Here is a 23,806-nt window from a genome sequence, read left to right on the forward strand (position 1 = left end):
ATGTCAGCCCTTGTAGCTCAGTGGATAGAGCGCTTGCCTCCGGAGCAAGAAGTCGAAGGTTCGAATCCTTTCAAGGGCACTTTTTTATTGGTCTATCCACTTCAGCGGGTAGGCCTTATATATGCTCAAAAGTCGAAGGTTGCGCTACGCGCCTTCGGTCGGCTCCTCTGTTCTCGCACGCTCGAACCCGCTTCCCCTCAGCCTTTAATGGCACTTTTTATTGGCTTATCCCTCATTCTTGATGGGGCAGGCCATTTTTACTTAAACCACTGACAATTAGCCCGCTGAGCCGTACCATGAAATGACGTGGAGAAACGAAACTATGCAGGAACCTGGGAGGCTAGGATGTCTATAGGCACTTTTGCATTTATTACGATCGCTCTCTTCATGGTGCACGAATTTGAGGAGATCATCTTCGTGCGCCGCTACATCGAGAAGTACTCCAGCGATAACCGGTACCACGACGAAATCTTTATAGCGGGGCAAGACCATTACCCCTCAACCGCAGCTATTGCCGCCATGATCGGTGAGGAATTTATTGTTGCTTGTCTGATCCTTTTTAGCGGGGTCATATTTGATTCCATTGAGACCGTCACAGCTATCTTTATCGCTTATATCCTGCATCTTATCCTTCATATCCGCGAGGCGTTTATCTTTCCTGGATGGGCACCGGGCAGCAGGACCGCAGTATTTACGATGCCGCTTAACGCTATTACCTTATACGCTATCTTTGCTACCCAGCATATCGATTACCTCAAATTAGTTATTTTGACCGTGGTCTTGAGTGCTGTAGTTCTTATTAACCTACATATGCTTTACCGACTATCGGGAAAGATTGAAACGTTCATTCAGAAGATCGCGTAATACTAGGGTTCCCGGGTTTCTATAGTTAGGCAATAAGCCCCCGCGGCGCTGATAGCTCTCTGCTACAGGAACTTATAGGGCTTCAATTTAGCTAGGATATACACACACTCGCCACGAAAACGGCACGTGTGAGAGTTGCCTTTTATGACATGCTATTTTGCCCCGTGACCTGCGCTTGAGAGAATGTTTCCAATCGTTATCGTCAAGGCAGAAGGGGCTCATCATGACCATGCACCAGGTACAGCTCACCGTATGGGGTGAGCCCGAGAATCTGCATTTTACAGAGACTCCTATGCCTTCGCCCCTTCGCGGGCATGTTCTTCTCAAAGTTACCGCCGCTGGTGTTAATCCTATAGACCTTACAACGCGCAAGGGATTGGGCCCTGCGGCATCATTGATTAATCTTGACCAAGAACCCGCCGTTTTAGGATGGGATGTCGCCGGTTTGGTTTGTGAAACGGCGGGCGATTACACGGGATTCCAGCCAGGCGAGAAGGTTTTCGGGCTGGTGCAGTTTCCGCATCCGGGTAAGGCATATGCCGAATACGTTTTGGCTCCTGCCCATCAGCTTGTGCACGCACCTGCAGATATTCCCGATGAGCAGCTGGGTGCCGCTCCCCTGGCAGCCTTGACGGCATACCAGGCACTTTTTGAGGTTGCGAAACTTTCTGCCGGCGAGCGCGTGCTGATCCATGCGGGCGCTGGCGGTGTTGGTCATCTCGCGATTCAGCTTGCCCTCAACGCTGGCGCTACAGTTTACGCCACGGCTTCTGAGAAAAACCGTGATTTTATACAGTCTTTGGGCGCAGAATTTATCGACTATACAACCCAGGATTTCCGGCAGGTTCTAGGTCCTACCCTTGATGTGGTACTGAATTCTACGGGTGCACAAACCTTCATAGATTCTTTGGATGTGTTGGTTCCGGGCGGACGAATCGTGACGCTCACAAGCCCCGATCCTTTAGAGACTGCACGCGAGCGTGGGTTTACGGCAGAGTGGCTGACGGTGCATCCCGACCGTTATCAGCTGGGTGAGATTGCTCGACTCATGTCGCTGGGGATCGTGAAAATTCACGTGGATCAGACTTTCCCGCTAGAGCAGGCAGCGAAAGCTCATGAGCTTGTGGGCTCCCGGCATGTGCGCGGCAAAGTGGTGCTTGTTCCTTAGGATTCTATGTGTTCTCTGGAAGAAGAACCTGAATCTTTATAGGGCTGCGCTGCCGACACTCCAGACGATGAGGTGGCTGCCAGCATATGGTCCACGTCTCTGTGAAGGCGCGCGGCTATGGCGGCATCATAGAGCACGCCGTTGTAGCAGAACTTTTCACGTTCTACGCCCTCAACCACGAACCCCGTACGGCGTGCCACTGCCGCTGATGCAGGGTTATTGGTGCGGTACCCAAGCTCTAAACGACGAACACGTGGGGACCTTGCGGATGTAAGAGCTGAGAAATCGTAGCTGATCTTGGCTTGTTCTGCGGGTTTTCTGGGTGATACAGCGCTATCATTCGACGCGTCTATATTCTGTGCCCAGTCGCACGCCGCACGCACGCATCTACTTGTTATACCGAGCCCTCGGGTTTCTGCCGAGATCCAGTAGTAAACCCAAGCTCTATCCCAGGTTCCAGAAGGCTGGCGCCCCATACATCTGAAACCTACGCACCCGGCAGCTTGGTTATCAGCTTCCAAACACCATGGGATGTGTCCAGAAGATGGAAGAAGCTCTTCGCAGATAAGAGTTCGCGCATCTTCTACACTGTTGAGAGCTGGCATCTGGTGTACGAGATCGGGCGTTGCACGGTATATGTCATAGAGTCTTAAGGCATCATCTTCCCGCCAAGCCCGCAGTTTTATTTTCATGACCTGCCTTTGCGTTTGAGATTATTAGTATCTGCTCCAAGATTACACAAGACTCCGCAGAAAACACGGTTTTCTTGGGCACCAAATACAGAAGAGTAAACTAGTAACGATATGTCTGAGCAGAAACCCACCGAACACACAGATACTCCTAAGACCGCTCGAACCGCACCCAGTATGGCGAGTATGGCGGCTGCTATTCATGCGGCGCCGATGCGCGCACCTCAAAAGCCCGCGCGCACATCCCAAACATCCGATGAGAAACCCGGCGATGATTCCACAGCAGAGCCAAGCTCGAAACGGCGTAATGCCCACAAGAATCCCTCGCGTAAAAATAACGCTTCACGCTCCAAAAACCCGCAAAAACGCGCGCACCGCAAGAACCACCGGGACCGGCCCGAACAGCGTCCCTACAACCCGCTGATTCCCGCTGAGATTACCTATCCCGAAGAACTGCCCGTCAGCGAGCGCCGCGAAGACATTAAGACGGCTATTCGTGATCACCAGGTCATCATTGTTGCTGGCGAGACCGGCTCGGGTAAGACCACGCAGTTGCCCAAGATGTGCTTGGAACTCGGTCTTGCCGAGGAAGGTATGATTGGGCACACCCAGCCGCGCCGCCTTGCCGCGCGTTCGGTGGCGGAGCGCATCGCCGAAGAACTGGGGCAGAAAATTGGTGAGACCGTGGGTTATCAGGTGCGTTTCACCTCTGAGGTGGGCGAGAACAGCGCTATCAAACTCATGACGGACGGTATTCTGCTCGCCGAAATTCAGCACGATAAGCTGCTGCGCAAGTATTCCACGCTCATTATTGACGAGGCACATGAGCGCAGCCTAAATATTGATTTTATTCTGGGGTATCTGAAGCGGATTCTGCCGAAGCGCCCCGATTTGAAGGTCATTATTACCTCCGCAACCATTGATCCTGAACGATTCGCGAGGCATTTCGCACCGAGTTTCGTGCCAGGTAAGGGTGTGGTAGACGATTCTCTCAGCGATGAGGAACGTGAGCTTGCCGAGCAGATTCTTCCCGATGATGCTCCCCCGATTATTGAGGTTTCGGGGCGCACCTACCCGGTGGAGATTCGCTACCGCCCGCTTGATGGGGACGGCTACGCTGATGAAGATGAAGGCGACGAAGACCGTGACCCAACCGATGGGATCCTGGCCGCCGTTGAGGAGTTGTCGAAGGAGGCGCCCGGCGATATCCTGATTTTCTTCTCGGGCGAACGCGAAATTCGCGATGCTCACGATGCTTTGGAGTCTTTGGTCGCCAAGTCCCCACGTATGAACTATGAGGTTCTGCCGCTGTACGCGCGTCTGTCTCTCGCGGAGCAGCACCGTGTGTTTACACCGGGGAGTCGGCCGCGCATCGTGCTGGCGACGAACGTTGCGGAAACTTCGCTGACGGTGCCGGGTATCAAGTATGTGATCGATACCGGTACCGCCCGCATTTCGCGGTATTCGGCACGCACGAAGGTGCAGCGTCTTCCGATCGAGCGGATTTCTCAGGCGAGCGCGAACCAGCGTTCGGGTCGGTGCGGTCGTGTGAGCGATGGTATTGCGATTCGGCTGTATTCTGAGGACGATTTCGCTTCGCGCAGCGAATTTACCGACCCGGAGATTCTGCGCACAAACCTGGCAGCCGTTATTTTGCAGATGATTGCGATCGGCGTGGTGCGTGAGCCCGGTGATATTGCGCGTTTCCCGTTTGTGCAGCCGCCCGCATCGCGCGCGATTAATGACGGCGTGAATCTGCTGCGTGAGCTTGGGGCGCTTTCTGAAAAACCGGCGCGCACGGATAAGAGGGGGAAGCATCATCGTGCTACCTCAACGCTGACTGCTAAGGGGCGTGCAATGAGTGCGTTCCCGGTCGATCCGCGCTTGGCGCGCATGATTATTGAGGGTTCGCGCCGTGACTGTGCTAAAGAGATGATGGTTCTTGCCGCCGCTTTGACGATTCAGGATCCGCGTGAACGCCCGGCTGAGGTGCGTGGCACCGCCGATGAGATGCACGCCCGTTTCACGGACGATAAATCTGATTTTTCATCGTTCCTGCTGCTGTGGCAGTACATTAATGAGCGCCAGGCTGAGCTTTCCTCTTCGCAGCTGCGAAAAATGTGCCACCGCGAGTTTATTAACTTTTTGCGTATTCGTGAGTGGCAGGATCTTTTCGCCCAGCTGCGTGAGATGGGGCGCACCGCGAATATCCGCGTGTCGAACGGGCGCGATATTGACGCTTCGGGGCGTGAGGTTGAGATTCATAAGAGTCTGCTTTCGGGTCTGCTCTCGCATGTGGGTGCTAAAGAGGAGCGTGAGAAAACCTACGGCAAAGCCCCGCGTGGTCCGCGCGAATATCTGGGGGCGCGCGGCACAAAATTCGCTATCTTCCCAGGTTCAGGGCTTTTCAAGCAGAACCCCGACTGGGTGCTTTCTGCCGAGCTTGTGGAGACTTCCCGGCTGTGGGCACGCACAAACGCCGCGATTGAGCCGCAGTGGGTTGAAGAAGTGGGCGGGCACCTGCTGAAGAAGCAGTATTCCGAGCCGCATTGGTCGGCAAGCCGGGGTGCCGCCGTGGCGTATACGAAGGGCACACTGTACGGACTGACGATTTATGCTGACCGTCCGGTGCAGTATTCCCGAGTGGATGCCGCCGCTGCACGTGAGATTTTTATTCGTTCCGCCCTGGTGGAGGGCGACTGGCGCACCCAGCACAAGTTCTACAAGCGCAACCTGCGTGCCCTGGCTGAGGTTGAGGAGCTTGAGGCCCGCCTGCGCCGCCGCGATCTGCGGGTGGATGACGCCGTGCTTTTCGAGTTCTATAATGCGCGCATCCCCGAGCATGTGACGGACGTTCGGTCCTTCGATAAATGGTGGAAGCACGCGCGTTTAGAGAACGATAACCTACTCGATTTCAACCCGGAAAACCTTATTAATGAGGATGCCGCCGATTATGACGATTCGCAGTTCCCGCGCCAGTGGGTGCAGCGTACCGACGGCGGCGAACTCACCCTGGATTTGCGGTACGAATACGCCCCGGGTGCAGGGTTGGGCGGTGCCCGCACGGATACAGCAAAACGCGACGGCGTGGCGGTTCAGGTACCGATTCTGTTCTTGAACCAGCTGACCCCCGAGCCGTTCCGCTGGCAGATTCCGGGGATGCGCCATGAACTTTTAACGGCACTCATTAAGTCCCTGCCGAAAGCGATTCGCCGTAATTTTGTGCCCGCCCCGGATGTTGCACGCATGGCACTGGAGTCTTTAGAGGCGGACTACTCCCCCGCGACTGACGAGCTTCTGCCCTCATTCGCGCTGGTGCTGCGCCGTCTGCGCGGCGTGGTGGTTGAACCGGATGCCTTCGACTGGGACTCCGTGCCGGATCATCTGAAGTTCACGTTCCAGGTGCGCGATGCCCGCAATAAGATTCTGGGCGAAGGCAAAGATATTCGTGAGCTGCAGCAAAAACTTCACGCGCAGATTCGCTCAGCCCTGGCAGATTCGCTGGGCGCTTCTGAAGATACGGTGGCGAAGATGGCGGCGCTCGCGGGCGGGAACTCCGCGCAGGGGGCTTCATCGCGAACCGGTTCGGTGCAGCAGGGCGCGCAGGAAAACAGCGCAGGGTCGGGCACAAAACCCGGAAAAGCCACCGCTCAGGGTGCAGATTCTCAAGATTCTATCCGCGAGACCACGGGTTTGACCGATTTTCCTGGCGAGGAGATCCCTCGCAAGGTGCAGCGCATTATTGCAACCCAGGCGGTCAGCGGATACCCGGCGCTGGTGGACGAAAAAACAAGCGTGGGCATCCGCATTTTCCCCACCGAGGCCGAGCAGGTGCATTCGCAGCGGCGCGGTATTATTCGTCTTCTGCAGCTGCAGGTGCCCTCGCCTGAGCGGTACGTGAGCGATCACCTGTCAAATAAAGAGAAGATTGTGTTCACACAGAACCCGCACGGCTCGATTGACGAGCTGATTCGGGACTGCACAGTTGCCGCACTCGACAAGCTGGTGCCTCATACGCCCGTGTTCACGCGCGCCGAATACCGCGAGCTGTTCGAGCATGTGCGCGCCGAGCTGATCGATACCGTCTTTGAGGTTACCAAGCTGGTTGCCGAAGTCCTCTCAGAGGCGGCGGCGCTGCGCAAAGCCATTAAGAAAGCAACCTCGCTGAGCACCATGCACGCCGTCTCAGACGTGAAGGGGCAGCTCGATAACCTGGTATACCCCGGATTCGTGGCAAGTACCGGGTACGATCAGCTGGTTCACCTGCCACGCTATCTGAAGGCCGCGCAGATACGCTTGACGAAGCTGGGACCGAACCTGAACCGAGATAATCAGCTCATGCTCACGGTGCAGGATTTGGAGGATTCCTACGATTCCGCCGTCAAGTCTCTGCCTGAGGGGACTCTTATTCCCGATGCGCTCGCCCACGTGAACTGGATGCTTGAGGAGCTGCGCGTGAGCTTCTTCGCCCAGGAACTCGGCACGGCGTACACGGTCTCTGAAAAGCGCATCGCCAAGGCACAACGCGAGGCACTGGAGCAGGTGAAGAGGTAGAGGTTTTCGGCAGGCTCTGTCTAGGTTTTCGTTCCTCGAAGGGTTGGTTGTTGCCACAAGATTCTGAATCTTGTGGCAACACCCAACCCTTCTACGCGCCATAGTGATATCGGCATGAAGCTATGACAATAGAGTCGTCAGTAAGCTTGTATACGAGACGGTGTTCATCAGTAATTCTGCGCGACCACCAGCCTGAAAATTGATGTCTGAGAGCTTCAGGCTTCCCTATACCTTCATTACCATTTCGCTCAACATCTTTGATCAGCAGATTAATGCGCTTGAGAACCTTCCGATCTTGCACCTGCCACCAGAGATAGTCGCTCCATGCTGAATCGTCAAAAATAATTCTCACAACTATTCCTCAATCAGCTGATGTTCAGACCCAAGACCAGCTTCAAGACGAGAGATAGATTCCATAAGACGACGTGCATTAGCCGGGGAGCGCATAAGGTAGGCAGTCTCTTGAAGAGATTCATATTCAGACAAGGAGAGGATAACTGCTGGCTCGTGCCCCGATCGAGTAATAACAATTTCTTCACGGTGGTCTTCAACGTGGTCAAGTACTTCAGCATACCGAGCCCGAGACTCGGTGTAAGACATGGTTTTCATAAACACCTTCTTTCTCTGTACAGTATAATGTACAGAGGGCTTGATAGGAAAGCAATGAAGCTCGGTTACCATACATTTAGACCGGTTTCTCCAGTTATTTCTGCGCCAGTCCGAAAGTTTTGAACACGTATGATGATGGTATGAGTTTTATCGCTACGTTGGTTCTTCTGATAGGTATTAGTGCGGGAAGCAGCTATTTTTACAGACAACATGCCGCGCGGATAAAACCTCAGCCTGATGGAACCGTCCGAGCGAAGCTGCCCGGCTGGTACACCGCGTTTGGTTATTTTCTCATTGCAGCAGGAGTCTTCTTAGCCTTTGCTTCACTTATTTTAAGTTCAGGCAGCAATCCTATGCCCCTAAACATGGCGATTGGCTTTCCTGCTATGACCTTCGGTCTTGGTATCGTGACGATTCTTATGGGTCAGCGCCAATACATTGAAACCGGCGTGGACTATATCGAACGCCGCGCTTGGTACGGCAAAGTGACCCGAATTCCCTTCCATGAGATTGACTCGTACTCGTATAGTCCAGCGGGCCTTGGCGGTTGGCTGGTTCTTAAGACGGCGGATAGACGCAGGATAGCGTTTAACTCTCGTTTTCTACGGGGTGAACGGGTGATTGCTGCGTTGGCGTTTCGCCAGATTAATGGCCGCTGGCCCTCCCCATACAACCAGGAGGAACAACGAGTCTTGGGAGAGGAATCATCCATGAGAGCCGCTCAGCAGTACCTTGCGAAGACTCCAAAAGCTCGGGGCTTGCGGCGGTAACAGATACGGTACCTACAACAGCAAGCGATTCGGAGGTGGGCAAGAAAACCTTGCTCTAAGATCGGCCCGCAAGTATCTGGTCTCCCCTTCCTCAGTTTTTGAACACGTATTATGGATATATGACTTTTATTATTACTGCGATTCTTCTGGTGTGTATCGGTGCGGTTAGCGGCTACTTCTATAGAAAACATGCCGCGCAAGTAAAGCCTCAACCCGATGGGACGATCAGGGCAAAGCTGCCCGGTTGGTATAGATTTTGTGGTTATTTCCTTGTTGCTGTGGGAGTGCTCTTTACCCTTATCACCCCAGCTTTGATCTCGGGCAGTAATCCGATGCCTCCGTATATGGCGTTTGGGGTTATTGGAATCTGCTTAGTGTTTGGCGTCTGGGCAATTCTCATGGGCCAACGTCAGTATGTTGAAACCGGTGTAGATTACATTGAACAGTGCACATGGTACGGCAAAGTTACCCGTATCCCCTTTCACGAGATTGATTCGTACGCGTATAGCTCGGGGCATCCCGGTGGATGGCTGGTTCTCAAGACAGCAGATAAGCGCAAGATTGCATTTACGTCCCGGTATCTGCGAGGTGAACGGGTTATGTGTGCGCTGGTATTTCGTCAGATTAATGGTCGCTGGCCTTCCCCAACGAGCCCCGAAGATCAACAGGTTTTGAGGCAGGAAGCCTCATTGGCAGCCGCTCCGCAATATCTTGCGGAGAACCCAGTTGGTCAAAATCTAAGCGGTCAACAGGTATGACGTTCAGCAGGGAAACATACATAGAGTCGTTACCCATTTCGGGGGCGGTTTCTTTATCCGAGAGCGGTTCAAATGCCCTCAGATAAAGAAACCGCTCCCGTTTTGTGAATATGCTGCTCAAGCCGGGCTATAGAAGCCATAAGGTGACGAACGTTCGCCGGAGAATTCATCAGGTACATATTTTCTCAGAGTGATTCGTATTCAGAAAGAGGTGAAACCACAATGAACTCATGCCCAGCACGGGTAGTCATGGCTTCCTCACGATGCGCTTCGACGTAGTCGAGAATTTCGGTAAACTGCTCGACAGAACCGTTATAGGAAAAAGTTTTCATAGGGTGACGTCTCGCTATTGGGGGTAAGAATAGTTCTTAAAGATGAATATCTAACGACCTGTTTACTACGGAATTTGTTGCCCCTGCGGAGGAGATATGGAAGACGCATTAGAACTAGATTCACAAACACCGGAGGTAACTTTATAACCTTTCTCAAATTGCAAGTATTCACGGTGTACGTTTGTCCATTTTCCAGTACCAGGATCATAGTTCCCTGTAAAAACATGAACTCCTCTTGTATCGTAAGATACGGGCAATGAAGTACGTCCACTATTTTTAGAATTGTACGAATCTACAACACAGGAAACACCACTATAACTAAAAATAACCATTCTAAATACAAGGAATATAGAACCAATATATAATAATATTGAAAAGAAACTTGTTATAAAAATAATTCCATTTGATAAACCTGAAAGAGTTAAATACATACATCCGAAAATCATTAAAGAAAGGAAGAATATTATCACCATAAAAACGACTATGGAAGACATATTTTTTTCAATATCCGAGCTAAGTATTTGGTTCCCATTTCGATATGTAGTTGAATATGAAGATAATGATAATATATAATAGAGAATTGCAAGTACTATAGATATCACCCAAATAGGTCCAAAAGATTTAATATACATATTTATTAATTTATAGAATTTTTCAAGTTTGTTCTTATTTTCGCTTTTGGGTTCTTTATAAACCATATAGCTCAGGGAAAACCAGGGATAGAAAAATAGCGAGATCGGTATTATAGTAATAACTAAGAATAGAATCACACGGTAGGAATTATTTATAACGTAGTACTGAACATAGTCAGTAGCATTAACGATATCTCCTGAAAATATGTCTGTATAAGCATAAACCAAAACGGAAACCATAAATAAATATGACCCAATTGTAATAAAAATCCACCACTGCTTTATGAAGTCAAAAAAAATACCGACAGGACCTTTAGGTTCTTTAGACTTATTTATGGTGGCTGAAGATAGTTTTGACTCATTTTTTAGAGACCGACTCTGCCTCCATAACGAGGACATTACAACACCTTTTCTATGGTTATGTATCATTTTCTAGCTAAATCATATATTAACCACATATTGAGATATTAATCAAGTAATCTTACGGATACATTCTATATATCAAATAATTACCCCTCAAAGAAAAGCCTCTCATAAACTTTCCTAGCATTTCGGGTAGCCCTTAAATAATCTTCTTCCAGCTGGCGGGCGCTGCCTGGGGTGTAGCCGCTCCAGCGGGCTACCGCCTCCAGGGCATCGCGCAGGGTGGGCAGCAGATCGGATTGACGCACGCCACGCAGCACATTGCCGCCGCGAATCTTGGTCGCCAGCAGCCACGCATCCCGCAGAACCTCGGCGTCTTCGGCAGCCACCAGGTTAGCCTGCACGGCGGCATCCAGTGCCTCCAGGGTTGAGGTAGTACGCAGCCCCTCCACCTCATGGGCATGCTGCAGCTGAATCAGCTGAACCAGCCACTCCACATCAGAGAGCCCGCCACGCCCCAGTTTCAGCTGCCGGGTGCGGTCTGCCCCGTGCGGCATGCGCTCATGCTCCACGCGCGCCTTCATGCGCCGCACCTGCTGCGCCTGTTCCACCGTGAACTCACGCGGATACCGGTACGGGTCAATCAGCTCAACAAACGCACGCCCTAAATCCTCAGAACCGGCGATCGGGCGAGCCCGCAAGAGCGCCTGAAACTCCCATGTCTCTGCCCAGCGCTCATAGTAGGCGCGGTATGAATCCAGCGAGCGTACCAGCGCACCCTGCTTACCTTCGGGGCGCAAATCTGCGTCTACCTCAAGCGGGCGTTCGGCACGGATTGCCGGGCGTACCGGCTGTTTAATCAGCTGCATCAGCCGGTTCACAATGCGGTTTGCCTGCGCCTGGGCTTCTTTCTCATCGGCGCCTTCCACGGGATGGTGCACGAACATTACGTCTGCATCGGAGCCGAAACCGTTCTCGGCACCGCCCAGGCGCCCCATCGCAATCACCGTGATCTCGGTTAGTAGCGGGTTCCGCTGCTCGTCTTCGGGGTTCTCCCCCGCCGCATCTTGAGAATCGTGCTGCGGTGCGTCGTTCTTCTGAGGCGCGGTTTTCTCGTTGCGCTCCCCTGCGTTAATCTCTTCGCGTTCCGCCAGGGCGAGCGCCGCACCGATGGTGCACTCGTCCACGGTCGCCAGCCCGGTGCACACCTGCTGCACGCTCAGCAGGTTCAGGGCGTCTCCCATGGCGATGCGCAGAATCTCGCGGCGGCGCAGGTATCGTACCGCGCGCATAGCGTCCGCAGAATCTTCATGTCGTGACAGGAGCGAGGTAATTTCAGCCTTGAGAGCGCCCGCACTCAGCGGCTGCAGGTCGGCAACCTTATCAAGCCAGGTGATGGAAGTGGGCGCGTCTTCCAGCAGGTCGGTAATATACCGCGAGCTTGAGAGTATCTGACACAGCCGCTCCGCCGCGGCGGGCGAATCGCGAAGCATACGCAGGTACCAGCTCGTGGTACCCAAAGACTCTGAGACCAGGCGGAACCCCAGCAGCCCGGCGTCTGCATCCACCCCCTCAGCAAACCAGCCCAAGAGCACGGGCATCAGGTGCCGTTGAATCTCGGCGCGGCGGCTGACTCCGTTGGTGAGCGCTTCGATATGCCGCATGGCTCCGCGCGGGTCGCGGTAGCCGAGCGCAGCCAGACGGTCCTGTGCCGCCTGGTCAGAAAGCGCTACCTCGTCGCGGCTCAACGTTGAAACCGCGGCCAGCAGCGGACGGAAGAAAATACGTTCATGCAGGGAACGCACATTGCGTTTAAGTTTCTGCCATGCTTTGAGCATCTGCTCGGCCGAGAGCGTCCCCATACGTTCGGCGGGCACCAGGGAGCGGGCAAGGGCGCGCTGTTCCCCGGCGCGGTCGGGCATCAGGTGGGTACGTCGCAGGTGCATAAGCTGAATGCGGTGCTCCAGCAGACGCAGCTTCTTGTAGTCGCGTGAGAACGCTTCGGTATCGGCACGGCTAATGTAACTGGCACGGGTGAGTGCAGCGAGCGAATCCAGAGTAGATTTGGTGCGCACGGCGGGGTCGGTGCGCCCGTGCACCAGCTGCAAAAGCTGAACCGTGAACTCGACATCGCGCAGACCGCCGGGGCCGAGCTTTATTTGACGTTCCAGCTGGGCGGCGGGAATATTATCGGTCACGCGGGCGCGCATAGCCTGCACAGATTCCACGAAGGAATCCCGAGCGGCTGACTCCCACACGAACGGCTCGATTGCGCGCGCATATTTTTCACCCAAATGCGCAGACCCAGCGATTGGTCGGGCTTTCAAAAGCGCCTGAAACTCCCAGTTCTCAGCCCAACGCTTGTAGTACCGCACATAGGATTCGACGGTGCGCACCAGCGGACCGTCCTTGCCTTCGGGGCGTAGGTTCGCGTCTACCTCCCACAGCGGAGGCTCAGCGGCGGGCGCCATGATTGCCTTCGTTAGCGCATGCACCAGCTCAGTACCGATCTGGGCGCAGTCCTGCTCGGTGAGGGGTTCTACTCCCTCGGGCAGTTCGCTGGCGGGAACGGGTGCTATCACATACACTACGTCTACATCAGAAATATAGTTCAGCTCGCGTGCCCCGCACTTGCCCATACCGATAATCGCCAAATCCAGGGCATCTACGGATGCGCCCCGCGCGGGTGCCGAGCACAGTCCACCACCCAGACCCTCTGCCACCTCAGTGCGGGCTATTGCAAGCGCCCCTTCCAGAGCGGCGGCGGCAAGATCGGCAAGATGCCGCCCAACCGTGGGCATAAGTTCCACAGGGTCTGGCGAACACACATCCACAAGCGCAATTTTCGTGAGTGCGGCACGGTACGCCACGCGCAGCGCTGTATACCCGTCTTTACCCGTCATCTCACGTGATGCGCGCGGCCGCTCATCGTCGGGGTTTGCACCCACCGCTTCCAACAGATGCGTGCGGTATGCGGTTGCCAGCGGGGCCGTAGGCTCATCAATATCGTCGAGCTTTTTACCCCCGGCAGCGCCGCTGTACCCGCGAATATGCGGGGTTTCTTCAACATCGTGCGGGTCTATCTGCGGCTCGATGTCCTCTGCCTGAATAGTGCTAGGCTCTTGAGTGGCGATGAGCTCGGGTTCAGAGTCTAGCCCGTGGCTGTCGAGAACATGGTCGATTAAATGCGGGTTGCGGTACAGAAAATCGCCCAATGCCTGCGAAGAGCCCAAAAGCCGGAACATGCTAAATTCGGCATCCCCGCGGTTCGCGCGCTCCGCCGTTGCGGGGTGCTTTTCGATAAGCCTCACCAGCGAAGGTAACGCGATATCCGGCGAGGGTGCCCAGCGGAGCCCGGCGAAGAGAGCATCCGTATTAACCTGGGCGAGTTCGGGGGAATCAAGCCAGCGCTCGCTCTTTGCAGCATCGTAGAACCCGGCGGCGACCATGCGCTTGCGCCTGCGTGCGCGTTCTTGACGTTCCGCATCCGCCGGTACCGCCGCTGTGCCTTCAGTAGGTTGCTGCTCTGGCATGGTTCCCTCCCGAAACTCGCCTATCCGCTAGAGAATACCCAGATTATGCTTGAGCTCGTACGGAGTGACCTGCGCCTGGTACTGTTCCCAGTCGGCACGCTTATTGCGTAAGAATTGTTCGAAAACCTGCTCACCCAGAGCCTCTGCCATGAACTCGGAGTCCTCGGTGCGGTTAATAGCCTCACGCAGAGAAGCAGGCAGCGGGTTGTACCCCATAGCGCGGCGTTCTGCGGTTGTCATAGCGGCAAGGTCTTCAGTCACGGCAGGCATGAGCTCATACTCGTGCTCAATACCTTTGAGCCCTGCGGCGAGAATTACCGCATATGCCAGGTAAGGGTTCGAGGCCGAATCAAGCCCGCGGTATTCGATACGCGCCGCCTGCATCTTATTCGGCTTATAGAGCGGTACACGCACCAGCGCCGACCTGTTATTGTGCCCCCATGAAACGTAACTGGGTGCTTCCCCACCGCCCCACAGCCGCTTATATGAATTGATGAACTGATTGGTGACCGAGGTAAACTCCGGGGCATGCTTGAGCACCCCGGCGATAAAGTGCCGTGCCGTCTTTGAGAGACGATACTCAGCCCCGGCCTCGAAGAACGCGTTAGTATCGCCCTCAAAAAGCGAGAAATGGGTGTGCATACCGCTGCCGGCATATTGGGTGAAAGGCTTAGGCATAAACGTTGCGTAAAGATCCCGCGTGTACGCCACCTCTTTGATAACGGTACGGAACGTCATCACATTATCAGCGGTCTGCAGAGCATCAGCATGGCGCAGGTCGATCTCGTTCTGCCCGGGACCGGTTTCATGGTGGCTGAACTCCACCGAGATACCAACCTCTTCAAGCATGGTCACTGCCTTGCGACGGAAATCCTGTACAATCCCGCCGGGTGTGTGATCAAAATAGGATTCATAGTCTACCGGTACCGGAAAACCGTCATCACCCAGCTGAGCAGATTTGAGCAGATAAAACTCAATTTCGGGCGATGTATAGCAAGTGAACCCCATTTCAGCTGCTTTGTTGAGGGTTCGCTTAAGTACACCGCGCGTGTCGGATGCGCTCGCCTCACCATCGGGTGTAAGAATATCGCAGAACATGCGGGAGGTATGGTCTTCAATCCCGCGCCAAGGCAATATCTGGAACGTGGAGGGATCGGGCTGAAGCAGCATATCGGATTCGTACACGCGCGAAAGACCCTCAATAGAGGAACCGTCAAAGCCGAGCCCTTCCTCGAAGGCGCTTTCAACCTCAGCTGGGGCTAATGCTACGGATTTGAGGGTTCCCACCACGTCGGTAAACCACAGCCGAATAAAGCGAATGTCGCGCTCTTCGATGGTGCGCAGTACAAATTCCTGTTGACGGTCCATAGATATCTCCCTGTATTCCGGGCGGTAGCTGACTCGGCGGTGAGTGATGCCGTGCTCACGCATATGTTGGTGCCGCAAGACGCGAGTGCGCTGGCACGGTTTTATGTCTCTTTCTAGACTATCGGTTTCTTCCCGCAAAAGCCTGATGTTCAGGTTTCGTTTATGTAAATTCTGTGGGTCAGGTAGGCAGGTGTAGCTCAGTTGTTGTATGTTCCGCTCACGCTAAAGAACGTTAGACTCCTCGATGAATTGGCGCAGCCACAGGGTCAGGCGTTATCTATCAGCGAACCGCTCCCCAGCAATACCGGAGCAACCACGATAAAATAGACCCCATGAGCGAGAACGAAAACGCCCCTTACGCACCATCCGCGTCTACCACATCTGCACAGCACCCGCACAACGCGACGAGTGCCACCCCCACGGGAGCCGGAGATAAGCCTTTCAGCCTTGAAACGGTGAAAAAAGTGCGTACCCTCCACCTCGCGCAAGCTAAAGCTGCGGGCGAAAAGTTCTCAATGCTCACCTGCTATGACTTCTTAACAGCCCAGATTTTTGACCGCGCGGGAATCGATATGCTTCTTATCGGTGACTCCGCCGCTAATGTCGTCTACGGATATGAGTCCACTCTCACCGTTACTCTTGACGAGATGATTCCGCTCGTAGCCTCAGTAGCACGCGGCGCATCCCGCGCTATGGTGGTTGCTGATCTCCCCTTCGGCAGTTACGAGCAGTCTCCCGCACAAGCAGTCGCTTCGGCGGCGCGCCTCATGAAAGAAGGCGGGGCACATGCTATCAAAATCGAGGCCAACGCCGCTATGACCGAGTGGGTTCGTGCCATAGTTCGTGCAGGTATTCCGGTTGTCGCACACGTCGGTTTCACCCCGCAGTCGGAGCATGCTCTCGGGGGTTTCCGGGTGCAGGGCCGTGGCGAAAAAAGCGATGCCGTTGTTGCGGATGCACGTGCCCTCGCCGAAGCTGGCGCATTCTGTGTGCTTCTCGAAATGGTGACTACAGAGACCGCGCGCCGCGTTGATCAGGCGGTGGGCGCAGTCCCCACTATCGGTATCGGCGCAAGTAACGTCACTACCGGCCAGGTTCTCGTCTGGCAAGACGCTATGGGAATGCGCGAGGGTAAACTCCCCAAGTTCGTCAAACAATTTGCGCAGATCGGTTCGCTTCTTGAGGATGCGGCACGTGCCTACCGCGCCGAGGTGCGCTCGGGTGAGTTCCCCGCCAAAGAACACACTTTTGAGTAGGATCTCCTCAGAAAAACCGTCTTAGGGAGCAGCGGAAAATCTACAAAGCACAAGAGCCAGCCTCACACACGGTGAGTCTGGCTCTTAAGATTTGCGCGGAAATCGGCTAGTCCTGATTGTCCCATTCTTCATTACGCTTCTGCGCTGTTTCCATGGCCTTTTCGGCCTCTTCGCGTGTCGCATAAGGACCCCACAGGTGGGTAATCTTGCTTTGCTGCCCTTCTTCTACCTGCCCGGTAAAGGTGTTGTACCAGTACTGCACCGGATGTGGGCCTGGGGTGACATTGTCGGTAATACTCATTATTCTCCTTCAGCATACCTGCGCTTTGGTGACAGAAAACTTGCGGGTTTTCTATGCCCTTTACAGTAACGTATTTACACATCTTTTACATCCTCATGTACCGTTTCACTATTTTTCGTGGACTACTCTATAGCCGTTTTAGAGCTTGTGCGCGCATGATGAAAAATATTCTGCGTATATGGAAAAAGGTTCGGGTTTTGTATGGGGTACCTAGCGATACACCTGTGTTCTGCCGGTAAGATAATTTTATGGCTACTTCTCATAATCTTCCCGCAGAACCGGGTGCCGCACCCATAGGGTGCCTGACCCCCGGAGTTGTTACCCCCATGCGCACTGTACCGGCAGATATTGTTCGCCCCGAATACGTGGGTAAGAAAACCCCCAATGAGGGCAACGATTCAAATATGTACACCCCTGAAGAGGTTGAGAGAGTACGTGCAGCGGGTAAGGTTGCTGCAGGCGCTATTGTGGAGGCGGCAAAGATTGCCGTCCCGGGCACGACAACCGATCAGATCGATGTGCTGATCCACGAGTATATTTGCGATCACGGCGCTTACCCCTCCACCGTGGATTATCGCGGCTACCCGAAATCGGTATGCACCTCGCTGAACGAGGTAATCTGTCACGGCATTCCCGACTCCACGGTACTTGAGGACGGCGACATTCTGAACCTTGACGTCACCGCATACCTTGATGGAATGCACGGCGACACCAATAAAACTTTGTTAGTGGGCAACGTTGATGAAGAATCCCGTCTGCTGGTAGAACGTACTGAAGAAGCCCTCAACCGCGCGATGAAGGCGGTTAAACCAGGCCGTCAAATCAACGTTATCGGTCGCGTGATTGAAAAATACGCGGCGCGTTTTGGATACGGTGTAGTGCGTGACTATACCGGGCACGGCGTGGGGCGTGAATTCCACTCGGGCCTTATTATCCCGCACTACGATGCGGCACCCGCCTATGATATGGAGATCAAAGAGGGCATGATCTTCACCATCGAACCCATGCTGACCCTCGGCACGATCGAGTGGGATCTGTGGGATGACGATTGGACTGTGGTCACCCGCGATCGCAAACGCACCGCCCAATTTGAGCACACCATGGTTGTCACAGCAGACGGCGTGGATGTTCTCACCCTGCCTTAGTTTTTCTCCCAAATAACACAGACACGACGAAAGAGAGACCTATGAACGAGACTACTGCTGCAATTCCTCCGGTCGAAAACTCGGTAGAATACGTCGATGTTCCGGCGCCCACCCCCAAAGACCTGATGATCGGTATTGATATTGGCGGTACCGGTATGAAAGGCGGTATCGTCGATCTGCGAACCGGTAACCTGGTGTCCGAGCGTTTTCGTATTCCCACCCCGCAGCCAGCAACCCCACAGGCTATCGCACAGGTGGCACGCCAGATTGTTGATGAGCTTCAATCACGTGAGATAGCGCCAGAGCCTTATTCTGCTATCGGCGTTGATTTCCCCGCCGTCGTGAAGAATGGTGTGGTTTTCTCAGCTGCAAATGTTGATCCCGCCTGGATTAACACTAACCTTGAGCAGCTCATCAGTGACGCCCTGGATTCAAGGACTGTTTACGGCATTAATGATGCTGATGCCGCCGGTCTTGCCGAAGCCACCTACGGGCAAGGACGAGACAAGACGGGGCTCATCGCCGTTATCACTTTAGGAACCGGTATTGGTTCCGCCCTGATTAACAACGGGGTTTTGGTGCCGAACACCGAACTCGGACACCTTGAAATTGACGGGTATGATGCGGAATCCCGCGCATCCGCGCGAGCACGCGAAGTTCATGATCTTTCGTGGAAGAAGTACGCTAAAAAGCGTCTGCGCCGATATTTCCAGCATGTTGAAGCGTTGTTCTCCCCCGACCTTTTCATTATTGGTGGAGGTATCTCAAAGAACCCCGAAAAATTTATGCCCTACTTCGAGGACGAGATTCGCACCCCTATGGTGATGGCGACTCTGCGCAATAATGCAGGCATTGTGGGTGCTGCGCTTTGGGCTGGCGGAATGCCTTCCGAACGTCAGCGGCGCGGCGAACTCTAAAGCCCGTAAAACTTCATAAAGCGCGAACAGATAAATATTTTGACGAAACAGGGCTACCTGTTTCGTCAAAATCAAAATATTTATCTGTTCGCGGGATTAAACAACTGATGCTTAGAGGAATGTCCCCTGAAGCGGGTTGCTCTCGTTTGATTTCCCGGAGCGAGCCTTGGTAGTTTTGGCGGTATTTTTCTTCGCAGGCTTCGCATCTTTATTTCGTTTGTCTTGGGAAGTTTTATCCGAAGAGGCTACCGCATCCTCTGGAGGTTCAGCATCTCCCACACGGTCCTCACGCAGAAGAGCGATCGCAGATTCAAAGTCTTCAAGGTTCTCGAATGCTTGGTAAACGCTGGCAAAGCGCAGGTAGGCTACCGCATCCAGTTTGGAGAGCGGTTCAAGGATGGTAAGTCCCACTTCGTGCGCGTTAATTTCGGCGAGTCCGCGGGCCCGAATAAGTTCTTCGACTTCTTGAGCAAGTTTTGCCAAATCGTCTTCGCCCACCGGACGCCCCTGGCAGGCTTTACGCACACCGGCAGCAATCTTGGAACGGTCGAAGGGCTCGGTCACACCGGAGCGTTTAATGACGGAGATAGTGGTTGTTTCGACGGTTGTAAAACGCCGACTGCACGCGGTACATTGACGACGGCGGCGGATAGCCGCGCCGTCGTCGGTGGTTCGCGAATCTACTACGCGAGAGTCTGTGTGCTTGCAGTACGGGCAATACATGGTGTCTCCTCAGGTGGGCACTGTGCAGCACCCGCGTCGAGCATCATCATTCTTATTTTACAGATGCCGTCAAGAGAACCGTCAGAGGCTTGTGTTCATCCAGCCACGCCCACGATGGTTTAACACCCAGCATTAGCCCGCTGTGTAGATCTCTGAAGAGCTGACCTAACGGTTCGGTAAGGATTATCCAGGGGAATTATCCCTCCTGAATAAGCCTTACCTATACCGCTAGATATTGAGGGCTTCTCCCCTACCTGCGAATGCAGCTGGGACCGAAAATCGTCTTAATCTCACCAAAGAGGCTGGGATTGAGATCAACTCGCACACTCGAATCCAGAAGGACCAGCTGCTCTTTATCACGAGTGCGCAGGAGCATCCGGACATCCACATTCCCGCGATGATCACGCAGAACGTCCTTCAGTTCCTTGAGACGGTCCTCCGTCACATGGTACTCGGGCACCGAAATCGTAATCGGGGCGCCGCGACCATCATCGCTCAGCTCAAGAATCTGCATTTCCTGAGCGCTCATATTCACGCTACCGTCATCACGCCGCTGAATACGGCCCTTAATAGAACAAATCAGGTCATCCGCCAGGGCATTGCCCATCGTCTCATATGCACGGGAGAAGAACATGACGGTCAGGGTAGCACCCGATGAGTCCTCAAGCTCTACCGACGCATACTGATTACCGCTCGACTTGGCAATACGCCGCGAAACGCTCGTGAGCATGCCCGCGATCGTTACCACTTCGCCGTCGCGAATATGCGAGTCCTCGTCGATAATATCGTGCACGGATGCGGTTGCCGCGTCCGAAAGCGCACGTTCCAGACCGCGCAGTGGATGATCGGAAACGTACAGACCCAGCATTTCACGTTCGAAATTCAGTTTCTCGCGGCGTTCCCAGTCGGGAATATCTGGAACGGTCACCGAAAGATCGTCACCGAGCGCATCATCCATGCCCAGGGAACCGAAGAGGTCAAACTGACCTGCTGCCTCTTTGCGTTTCACGGAGACTGCAGCATCTACTGCCGACTCGTGCACCAGAGAAAGAGAACGGCGAGTATGTTTCAACTCGTCGAAAGCACCCGCCTTAATCAGCGATTCTATGGTGCGTTTATTACACACAACCAGCGGAACTTTCTTCAGGAAGTCGTTGAAAGACTCAAAGTGTCCCTTCTCTTCGCGGGCTGCAATCATGCCGTCGACCACGTTTGCGCCCACGTTACGAATAGCGCCCATGCCGAAACGGATATCCTTCCCCACAGGCGCAAAAGTCAGGGTGGATTCGTTCACATCCGGGGGCAGCACGGTAATACCCATGGCACGGCATTCGTTGAGGTATAGAGCCAGCTTATCCTTGTTATCGCCCACACTCGTTAGCAGAGCCGCCATATATTCCTGCGGATAATGCGCCTTCAAATAGGCGGTCCAGTACGATACCAAACCGTATGCCGCAGTATGGGCTTTGTTGAATGCGTAATCGGAAAACGGAAGCAGAATATCCCACAGGGCCTTAACTGCGCCCTCCGAGTACCCGTTAGAAATCATGCCATCGTGGAAAGCCTCATATTGTTTATCCAGCTCAGCTTTCTTCTTCTTACCCATCGCGCGACGCAGCAGATCCGCTTCACCCAGCGTATAATTTGCAACCTTCTGGGCGATCGCCATCACCTGCTCCTGATACACAATCAGGCCATAGGTAGTATCAAGAATCTCGGCAAGAGGCTCTTCAAGCTCGGGGTGAATCGGCTGAATCTCTTGCTTACCGTTCTTACGAAGGGCATAGTTCGTGTGTGAGTTCGCACCCATAGGTCCAGGACGGTACAGGGCAAGCACAGCGGAAATATGCTCGAACTCTTCAGGCTCCATGAGTTTGAGTAGGCTGCGCATCGGACCGCCATCAAGCTGGAATACGCCTAAGGTGTCACCACGCGCCAGTAGGCGATAGGACTCTTTGTCATCAACCTCTAGGTTTTCGAGGTCTATCTCTATGCCGCGGTTCATCTTGACGTTATCTAGTGCGTCAGAAATAATCGTCAAATTGCGAAGACCCAAGAAGTCCATTTTGATAAGACCCAGACCTTCACAGGTGGGGTAATCAAACTGGGTAATAACCTGCCCATCAGCCTCGCGGCGCATCACGGGAATCACGTCAGTCAGGTTTTTGCTCGACATGATAACGCCCGCGGCGTGCACGCCCCACTGACGTTTCAGACCTTCCAGACCTTTTGCGGTCTCGAAGACTTCGCCGTAAATCTTATCGACCGGGTCCTCGATAAGTGCACGCAGATCGCCCGCTTCGGAGTAGCGCTTATCTTCGGGGTTATACACATTGGCAAGTGCAATGTTCTTACCCATAACGTCCGGCGGCATCGCCTTCGTGAGGCGCTCACCTACCGAGTAGGGCTGATCCATCACGCGAGAAGCATCTTTGAGCGCCTGCTTCGCTTTAATGGTTCCGAAGGTGACGATCTGTGCGACTTTGTCTTCGCCATATTTCTCGGTCACATAGTCGATCACTTCGGCACGGCGGCGATCGTCAAAGTCCACATCGAAGTCGGGCATTGACACGCGGTCGGGGTTGAGGAAGCGCTCAAAAATCAGATCGTGATTGAGCGGGTTCAGATCGGTAATACGCATGGCGTAGGCGACCATCGAGCCTGCACCGGAGCCACGCCCTGGGCCCACACGGATACCATTGTTCTTCGCCCAGTTGATAAAGTCCGCCACCACAAGGAAGTATCCGGGGAACCCCATGGAGGTAATAACGCCTACCTCATATTCCGCTTGTTCACGTACCTTATCGGGCACGCCATTGGGGAATCGGTAGTGCAGTCCTCGTTCAACTTCCTTCACGAACCAGGATTCTTCGTTTTCCCCCTCGGGTACAGGGAAATTCGGCATATAGTTCGCTTTGGTATTGAACTCGACGTTGCATCGTTCAGCGATTTCAAGAGTATTCTCGCAGGCCCCTGGAACATCGCCGAATATCTGATACATCTCTTCCGGCGAGCGCAGGTAGAAGTTGTCAGCATCGAATTTAAAGCGTTTAGGGTCGGTCAGGGTCGAACCAGACTGCACGCACAGAAGTGCAGCGTGCGCGGTGTGATCTTCTTGGCGAGTGTAGTGCAGATCGTTCGTCGCGACAAACGGCAGGTTAAGCTCTTTGGCCAGACGGTGCAGATCTGCTTGCACATTACGCTCGATATCAAGCCCGTGATCCATGACCTCGCAATAGAAATTGTCCTTGCCAAAGATGTCACGGAATTCTGCTGCCGCTGCGACTGCCTCTTGGTACTGACCCAAGCGCAGACGAGTCTGAATTTCTCCGGAAGGACATCCGGTCGTGGCGATGAGCCCTTTAGAGTAGGTTTGCAGTACTTCGCGGTCCATACGCGGCTTGTACAGCTGACCTTCCAGAGAGGCGACAGATGATGCGCGGAAAAGATTGTGCATGCCCTCGGTGGTTTCCGCCCACATAGTCATATGGGTGTATGCACCACCACCGGAAACATCGTCGCGAGAGCCATCGCCCCAGCGCACACGTGAACGGTCGGTACGGTGGGTTCCGGGAGTCAGGTACGCTTCCACACCGATAATGGGTTTAATGTCATTGGCCTTCGCTTGACGCCAAAAGTCGAACGCGCCGAAAAGGAACCCGTGATCGCTGGTGGCCATAGAGTCCATTCCGAGTTCCCGTGCGTATTGAAAGAGGTCGCCTAGGCGGGCAGCGCCGTCCAGCATGGAATATTCGGTATGCACGTGCAGATGCGCGAAGCCCTTCTTAGCCACGTTTTCTCCTCGTTAGCTGTGGTTGTTGGTC

At 54.0% G+C, this 23,806-nt stretch carries 18 protein-coding genes and 1 tRNA gene; 9 read left to right on the forward strand and 10 right to left on the reverse strand.

The window, feature by feature from the left end:
- Positions 1–6 precede the first annotated feature (6 nt).
- The 3 genes from HMPREF2609_RS08645 (at position 7) to HMPREF2609_RS08655 (ending at position 2,032) form a co-directional block, all read left to right on the forward strand.
- Positions 7–79: transfer RNA gene (locus HMPREF2609_RS08645), tRNA-Arg, on the forward strand.
- 266 nt (positions 80–345) lie between these two features.
- A complete protein-coding gene (locus HMPREF2609_RS08650) occupies positions 346–864 on the forward strand; it encodes an HXXEE domain-containing protein (RefSeq protein WP_070536426.1) in 519 nt (172 codons plus the stop codon).
- A gap of 223 nt (positions 865–1,087) precedes the next feature.
- Positions 1,088–2,032, forward strand: a complete 945-nt coding sequence (locus HMPREF2609_RS08655) for an NADP-dependent oxidoreductase (protein WP_193389112.1) — start codon at positions 1,088–1,090, stop codon at positions 2,030–2,032.
- On the opposite strand, the gene HMPREF2609_RS08660 is transcribed toward HMPREF2609_RS08655, so the two are convergent.
- Entirely contained in the window at positions 2,029–2,724 is a 696-nt protein-coding gene (locus tag HMPREF2609_RS08660) for a GNAT family N-acetyltransferase (protein ID WP_048754821.1), read from the reverse strand. The genes HMPREF2609_RS08655 and HMPREF2609_RS08660 overlap by 4 nt on opposite strands.
- Positions 2,725–2,835: 111 nt before the next feature.
- Between HMPREF2609_RS08660 and hrpA the strand changes: the two genes are divergently transcribed.
- Positions 2,836–7,275, forward strand: a complete 4,440-nt coding sequence (gene hrpA, locus HMPREF2609_RS08665; protein ID WP_070536428.1) for an ATP-dependent RNA helicase HrpA — start codon at positions 2,836–2,838, stop codon at positions 7,273–7,275.
- A gap of 91 nt (positions 7,276–7,366) precedes the next feature.
- On the opposite strand, the gene HMPREF2609_RS08670 is transcribed toward hrpA, so the two are convergent.
- Entirely contained in the window at positions 7,367–7,627 is a 261-nt protein-coding gene (locus HMPREF2609_RS08670; RefSeq protein WP_013398864.1) for a Txe/YoeB family addiction module toxin, read from the reverse strand.
- Positions 7,628–7,629: 2 nt separating this feature from the next.
- A complete protein-coding gene (locus HMPREF2609_RS08675; RefSeq protein WP_048751938.1) occupies positions 7,630–7,884 on the reverse strand; it encodes a type II toxin-antitoxin system Phd/YefM family antitoxin in 255 nt (84 codons plus the stop codon).
- A gap of 140 nt (positions 7,885–8,024) precedes the next feature.
- Between HMPREF2609_RS08675 and HMPREF2609_RS08680 the strand changes: the two genes are divergently transcribed.
- Positions 8,025–8,654 (forward strand): hypothetical protein, encoded by a 630-nt coding sequence (locus tag HMPREF2609_RS08680; RefSeq protein ID WP_070536430.1) that lies wholly within the window; start codon positions 8,025–8,027, stop codon positions 8,652–8,654.
- A gap of 119 nt (positions 8,655–8,773) precedes the next feature.
- Entirely contained in the window at positions 8,774–9,412 is a 639-nt protein-coding gene (locus tag HMPREF2609_RS08685) for a hypothetical protein (protein WP_070536432.1), read from the forward strand.
- Positions 9,413–9,597: 185 nt separating this feature from the next.
- On the opposite strand, the gene HMPREF2609_RS11265 is transcribed toward HMPREF2609_RS08685, so the two are convergent.
- The 4 genes from HMPREF2609_RS11265 to HMPREF2609_RS08700 all read right to left on the reverse strand — a co-directional run bounded on the left by HMPREF2609_RS11265 (position 9,598) and on the right by HMPREF2609_RS08700 (position 15,640).
- Positions 9,598–9,744, reverse strand: coding sequence for a hypothetical protein (locus HMPREF2609_RS11265; protein WP_246825631.1), 147 nt, complete (start codon positions 9,742–9,744; stop codon positions 9,598–9,600).
- Between the two features lie 65 nt (positions 9,745–9,809).
- Positions 9,810–10,775 (reverse strand): hypothetical protein, encoded by a 966-nt coding sequence (locus tag HMPREF2609_RS10815; RefSeq protein WP_141745276.1) that lies wholly within the window; start codon positions 10,773–10,775, stop codon positions 9,810–9,812.
- 110 nt (positions 10,776–10,885) lie between these two features.
- Positions 10,886–14,272, reverse strand: a complete 3,387-nt coding sequence (locus tag HMPREF2609_RS08695) for a bifunctional [glutamine synthetase] adenylyltransferase/[glutamine synthetase]-adenylyl-L-tyrosine phosphorylase (RefSeq protein ID WP_070536434.1) — start codon at positions 14,270–14,272, stop codon at positions 10,886–10,888.
- A 27-nt stretch (positions 14,273–14,299) separates the two neighbouring features.
- Positions 14,300–15,640, reverse strand: a complete 1,341-nt coding sequence (locus tag HMPREF2609_RS08700) for a glutamine synthetase family protein (protein ID WP_070536435.1) — start codon at positions 15,638–15,640, stop codon at positions 14,300–14,302.
- A 332-nt stretch (positions 15,641–15,972) separates the two neighbouring features.
- Between HMPREF2609_RS08700 and panB the strand changes: the two genes are divergently transcribed.
- A complete protein-coding gene (gene panB / locus HMPREF2609_RS08705; protein WP_070536437.1) occupies positions 15,973–16,896 on the forward strand; it encodes a 3-methyl-2-oxobutanoate hydroxymethyltransferase in 924 nt (307 codons plus the stop codon).
- 106 nt (positions 16,897–17,002) lie between these two features.
- Here the strand turns inward: panB and HMPREF2609_RS08710 are convergent, their stop codons facing one another.
- Positions 17,003–17,197: a hypothetical protein gene (locus HMPREF2609_RS08710; protein WP_013398853.1), complete on the reverse strand. Its 195-nt coding sequence runs from the start codon at positions 17,195–17,197 to the stop codon at positions 17,003–17,005.
- A 248-nt stretch (positions 17,198–17,445) separates the two neighbouring features.
- Here HMPREF2609_RS08710 and map point away from each other — a divergent pair, with 248 nt between their 5' ends.
- Together map and ppgK are read left to right on the forward strand one after the other, a co-directional pair.
- Positions 17,446–18,342, forward strand: a complete 897-nt coding sequence (map, locus tag HMPREF2609_RS08715) for a type I methionyl aminopeptidase (protein WP_070523455.1) — start codon at positions 17,446–17,448, stop codon at positions 18,340–18,342.
- 125 nt (positions 18,343–18,467) lie between these two features.
- Complete coding sequence (gene ppgK / locus HMPREF2609_RS08720) at positions 18,468–19,259, forward strand: polyphosphate--glucose phosphotransferase (RefSeq protein WP_172461400.1); 792 nt, start codon at positions 18,468–18,470, stop codon at positions 19,257–19,259.
- A gap of 111 nt (positions 19,260–19,370) precedes the next feature.
- Here ppgK and nrdR read toward each other — a convergent pair whose 3' ends face one another.
- Complete coding sequence (gene nrdR / locus HMPREF2609_RS08725; protein ID WP_013398850.1) at positions 19,371–19,982, reverse strand: transcriptional regulator NrdR; 612 nt, start codon at positions 19,980–19,982, stop codon at positions 19,371–19,373.
- 250 nt (positions 19,983–20,232) lie between these two features.
- Entirely contained in the window at positions 20,233–23,775 is a 3,543-nt protein-coding gene (dnaE, locus tag HMPREF2609_RS08730) for a DNA polymerase III subunit alpha (protein WP_070536439.1), read from the reverse strand.
- Positions 23,776–23,806 lie beyond the last annotated feature (31 nt).

The organism is Rothia sp. HMSC058E10 (assembly GCF_001809415.1).
Lineage (GTDB): Bacteria > Actinomycetota > Actinomycetes > Actinomycetales > Micrococcaceae > Rothia > Rothia dentocariosa.

Coding starts and splice junctions, on each gene's coding strand:
- HMPREF2609_RS08650 (WP_070536426.1), top strand. CDS start 346: ATGTCTATAGGCACTTTTGCATTTATTACGATCGCTCTCTTCATGGTG.
- HMPREF2609_RS08655 (WP_193389112.1), top strand. CDS start 1,088: ATGACCATGCACCAGGTACAGCTCACCGTATGGGGTGAGCCCGAGAAT.
- HMPREF2609_RS08660 (WP_048754821.1), bottom strand. CDS start 2,724: ATGAAAATAAAACTGCGGGCTTGGCGGGAAGATGATGCCTTAAGACTC.
- hrpA (WP_070536428.1), top strand. CDS start 2,836: ATGTCTGAGCAGAAACCCACCGAACACACAGATACTCCTAAGACCGCT.
- HMPREF2609_RS08675 (WP_048751938.1), bottom strand. CDS start 7,884: ATGAAAACCATGTCTTACACCGAGTCTCGGGCTCGGTATGCTGAAGTA.
- HMPREF2609_RS08680 (WP_070536430.1), top strand. CDS start 8,025: ATGAGTTTTATCGCTACGTTGGTTCTTCTGATAGGTATTAGTGCGGGA.
- HMPREF2609_RS08685 (WP_070536432.1), top strand. CDS start 8,774: ATGACTTTTATTATTACTGCGATTCTTCTGGTGTGTATCGGTGCGGTT.
- HMPREF2609_RS11265 (WP_246825631.1), bottom strand. CDS start 9,744: ATGAAAACTTTTTCCTATAACGGTTCTGTCGAGCAGTTTACCGAAATT.
- HMPREF2609_RS10815 (WP_141745276.1), bottom strand. CDS start 10,775: ATGTCCTCGTTATGGAGGCAGAGTCGGTCTCTAAAAAATGAGTCAAAA.
- HMPREF2609_RS08695 (WP_070536434.1), bottom strand. CDS start 14,272: ATGCCAGAGCAGCAACCTACTGAAGGCACAGCGGCGGTACCGGCGGAT.
- HMPREF2609_RS08700 (WP_070536435.1), bottom strand. CDS start 15,640: ATGGACCGTCAACAGGAATTTGTACTGCGCACCATCGAAGAGCGCGAC.
- panB (WP_070536437.1), top strand. CDS start 15,973: ATGAGCGAGAACGAAAACGCCCCTTACGCACCATCCGCGTCTACCACA.
- HMPREF2609_RS08710 (WP_013398853.1), bottom strand. CDS start 17,197: ATGAGTATTACCGACAATGTCACCCCAGGCCCACATCCGGTGCAGTAC.
- map (WP_070523455.1), top strand. CDS start 17,446: ATGGCTACTTCTCATAATCTTCCCGCAGAACCGGGTGCCGCACCCATA.
- ppgK (WP_172461400.1), top strand. CDS start 18,468: ATGATCGGTATTGATATTGGCGGTACCGGTATGAAAGGCGGTATCGTC.
- nrdR (WP_013398850.1), bottom strand. CDS start 19,982: ATGTATTGCCCGTACTGCAAGCACACAGACTCTCGCGTAGTAGATTCG.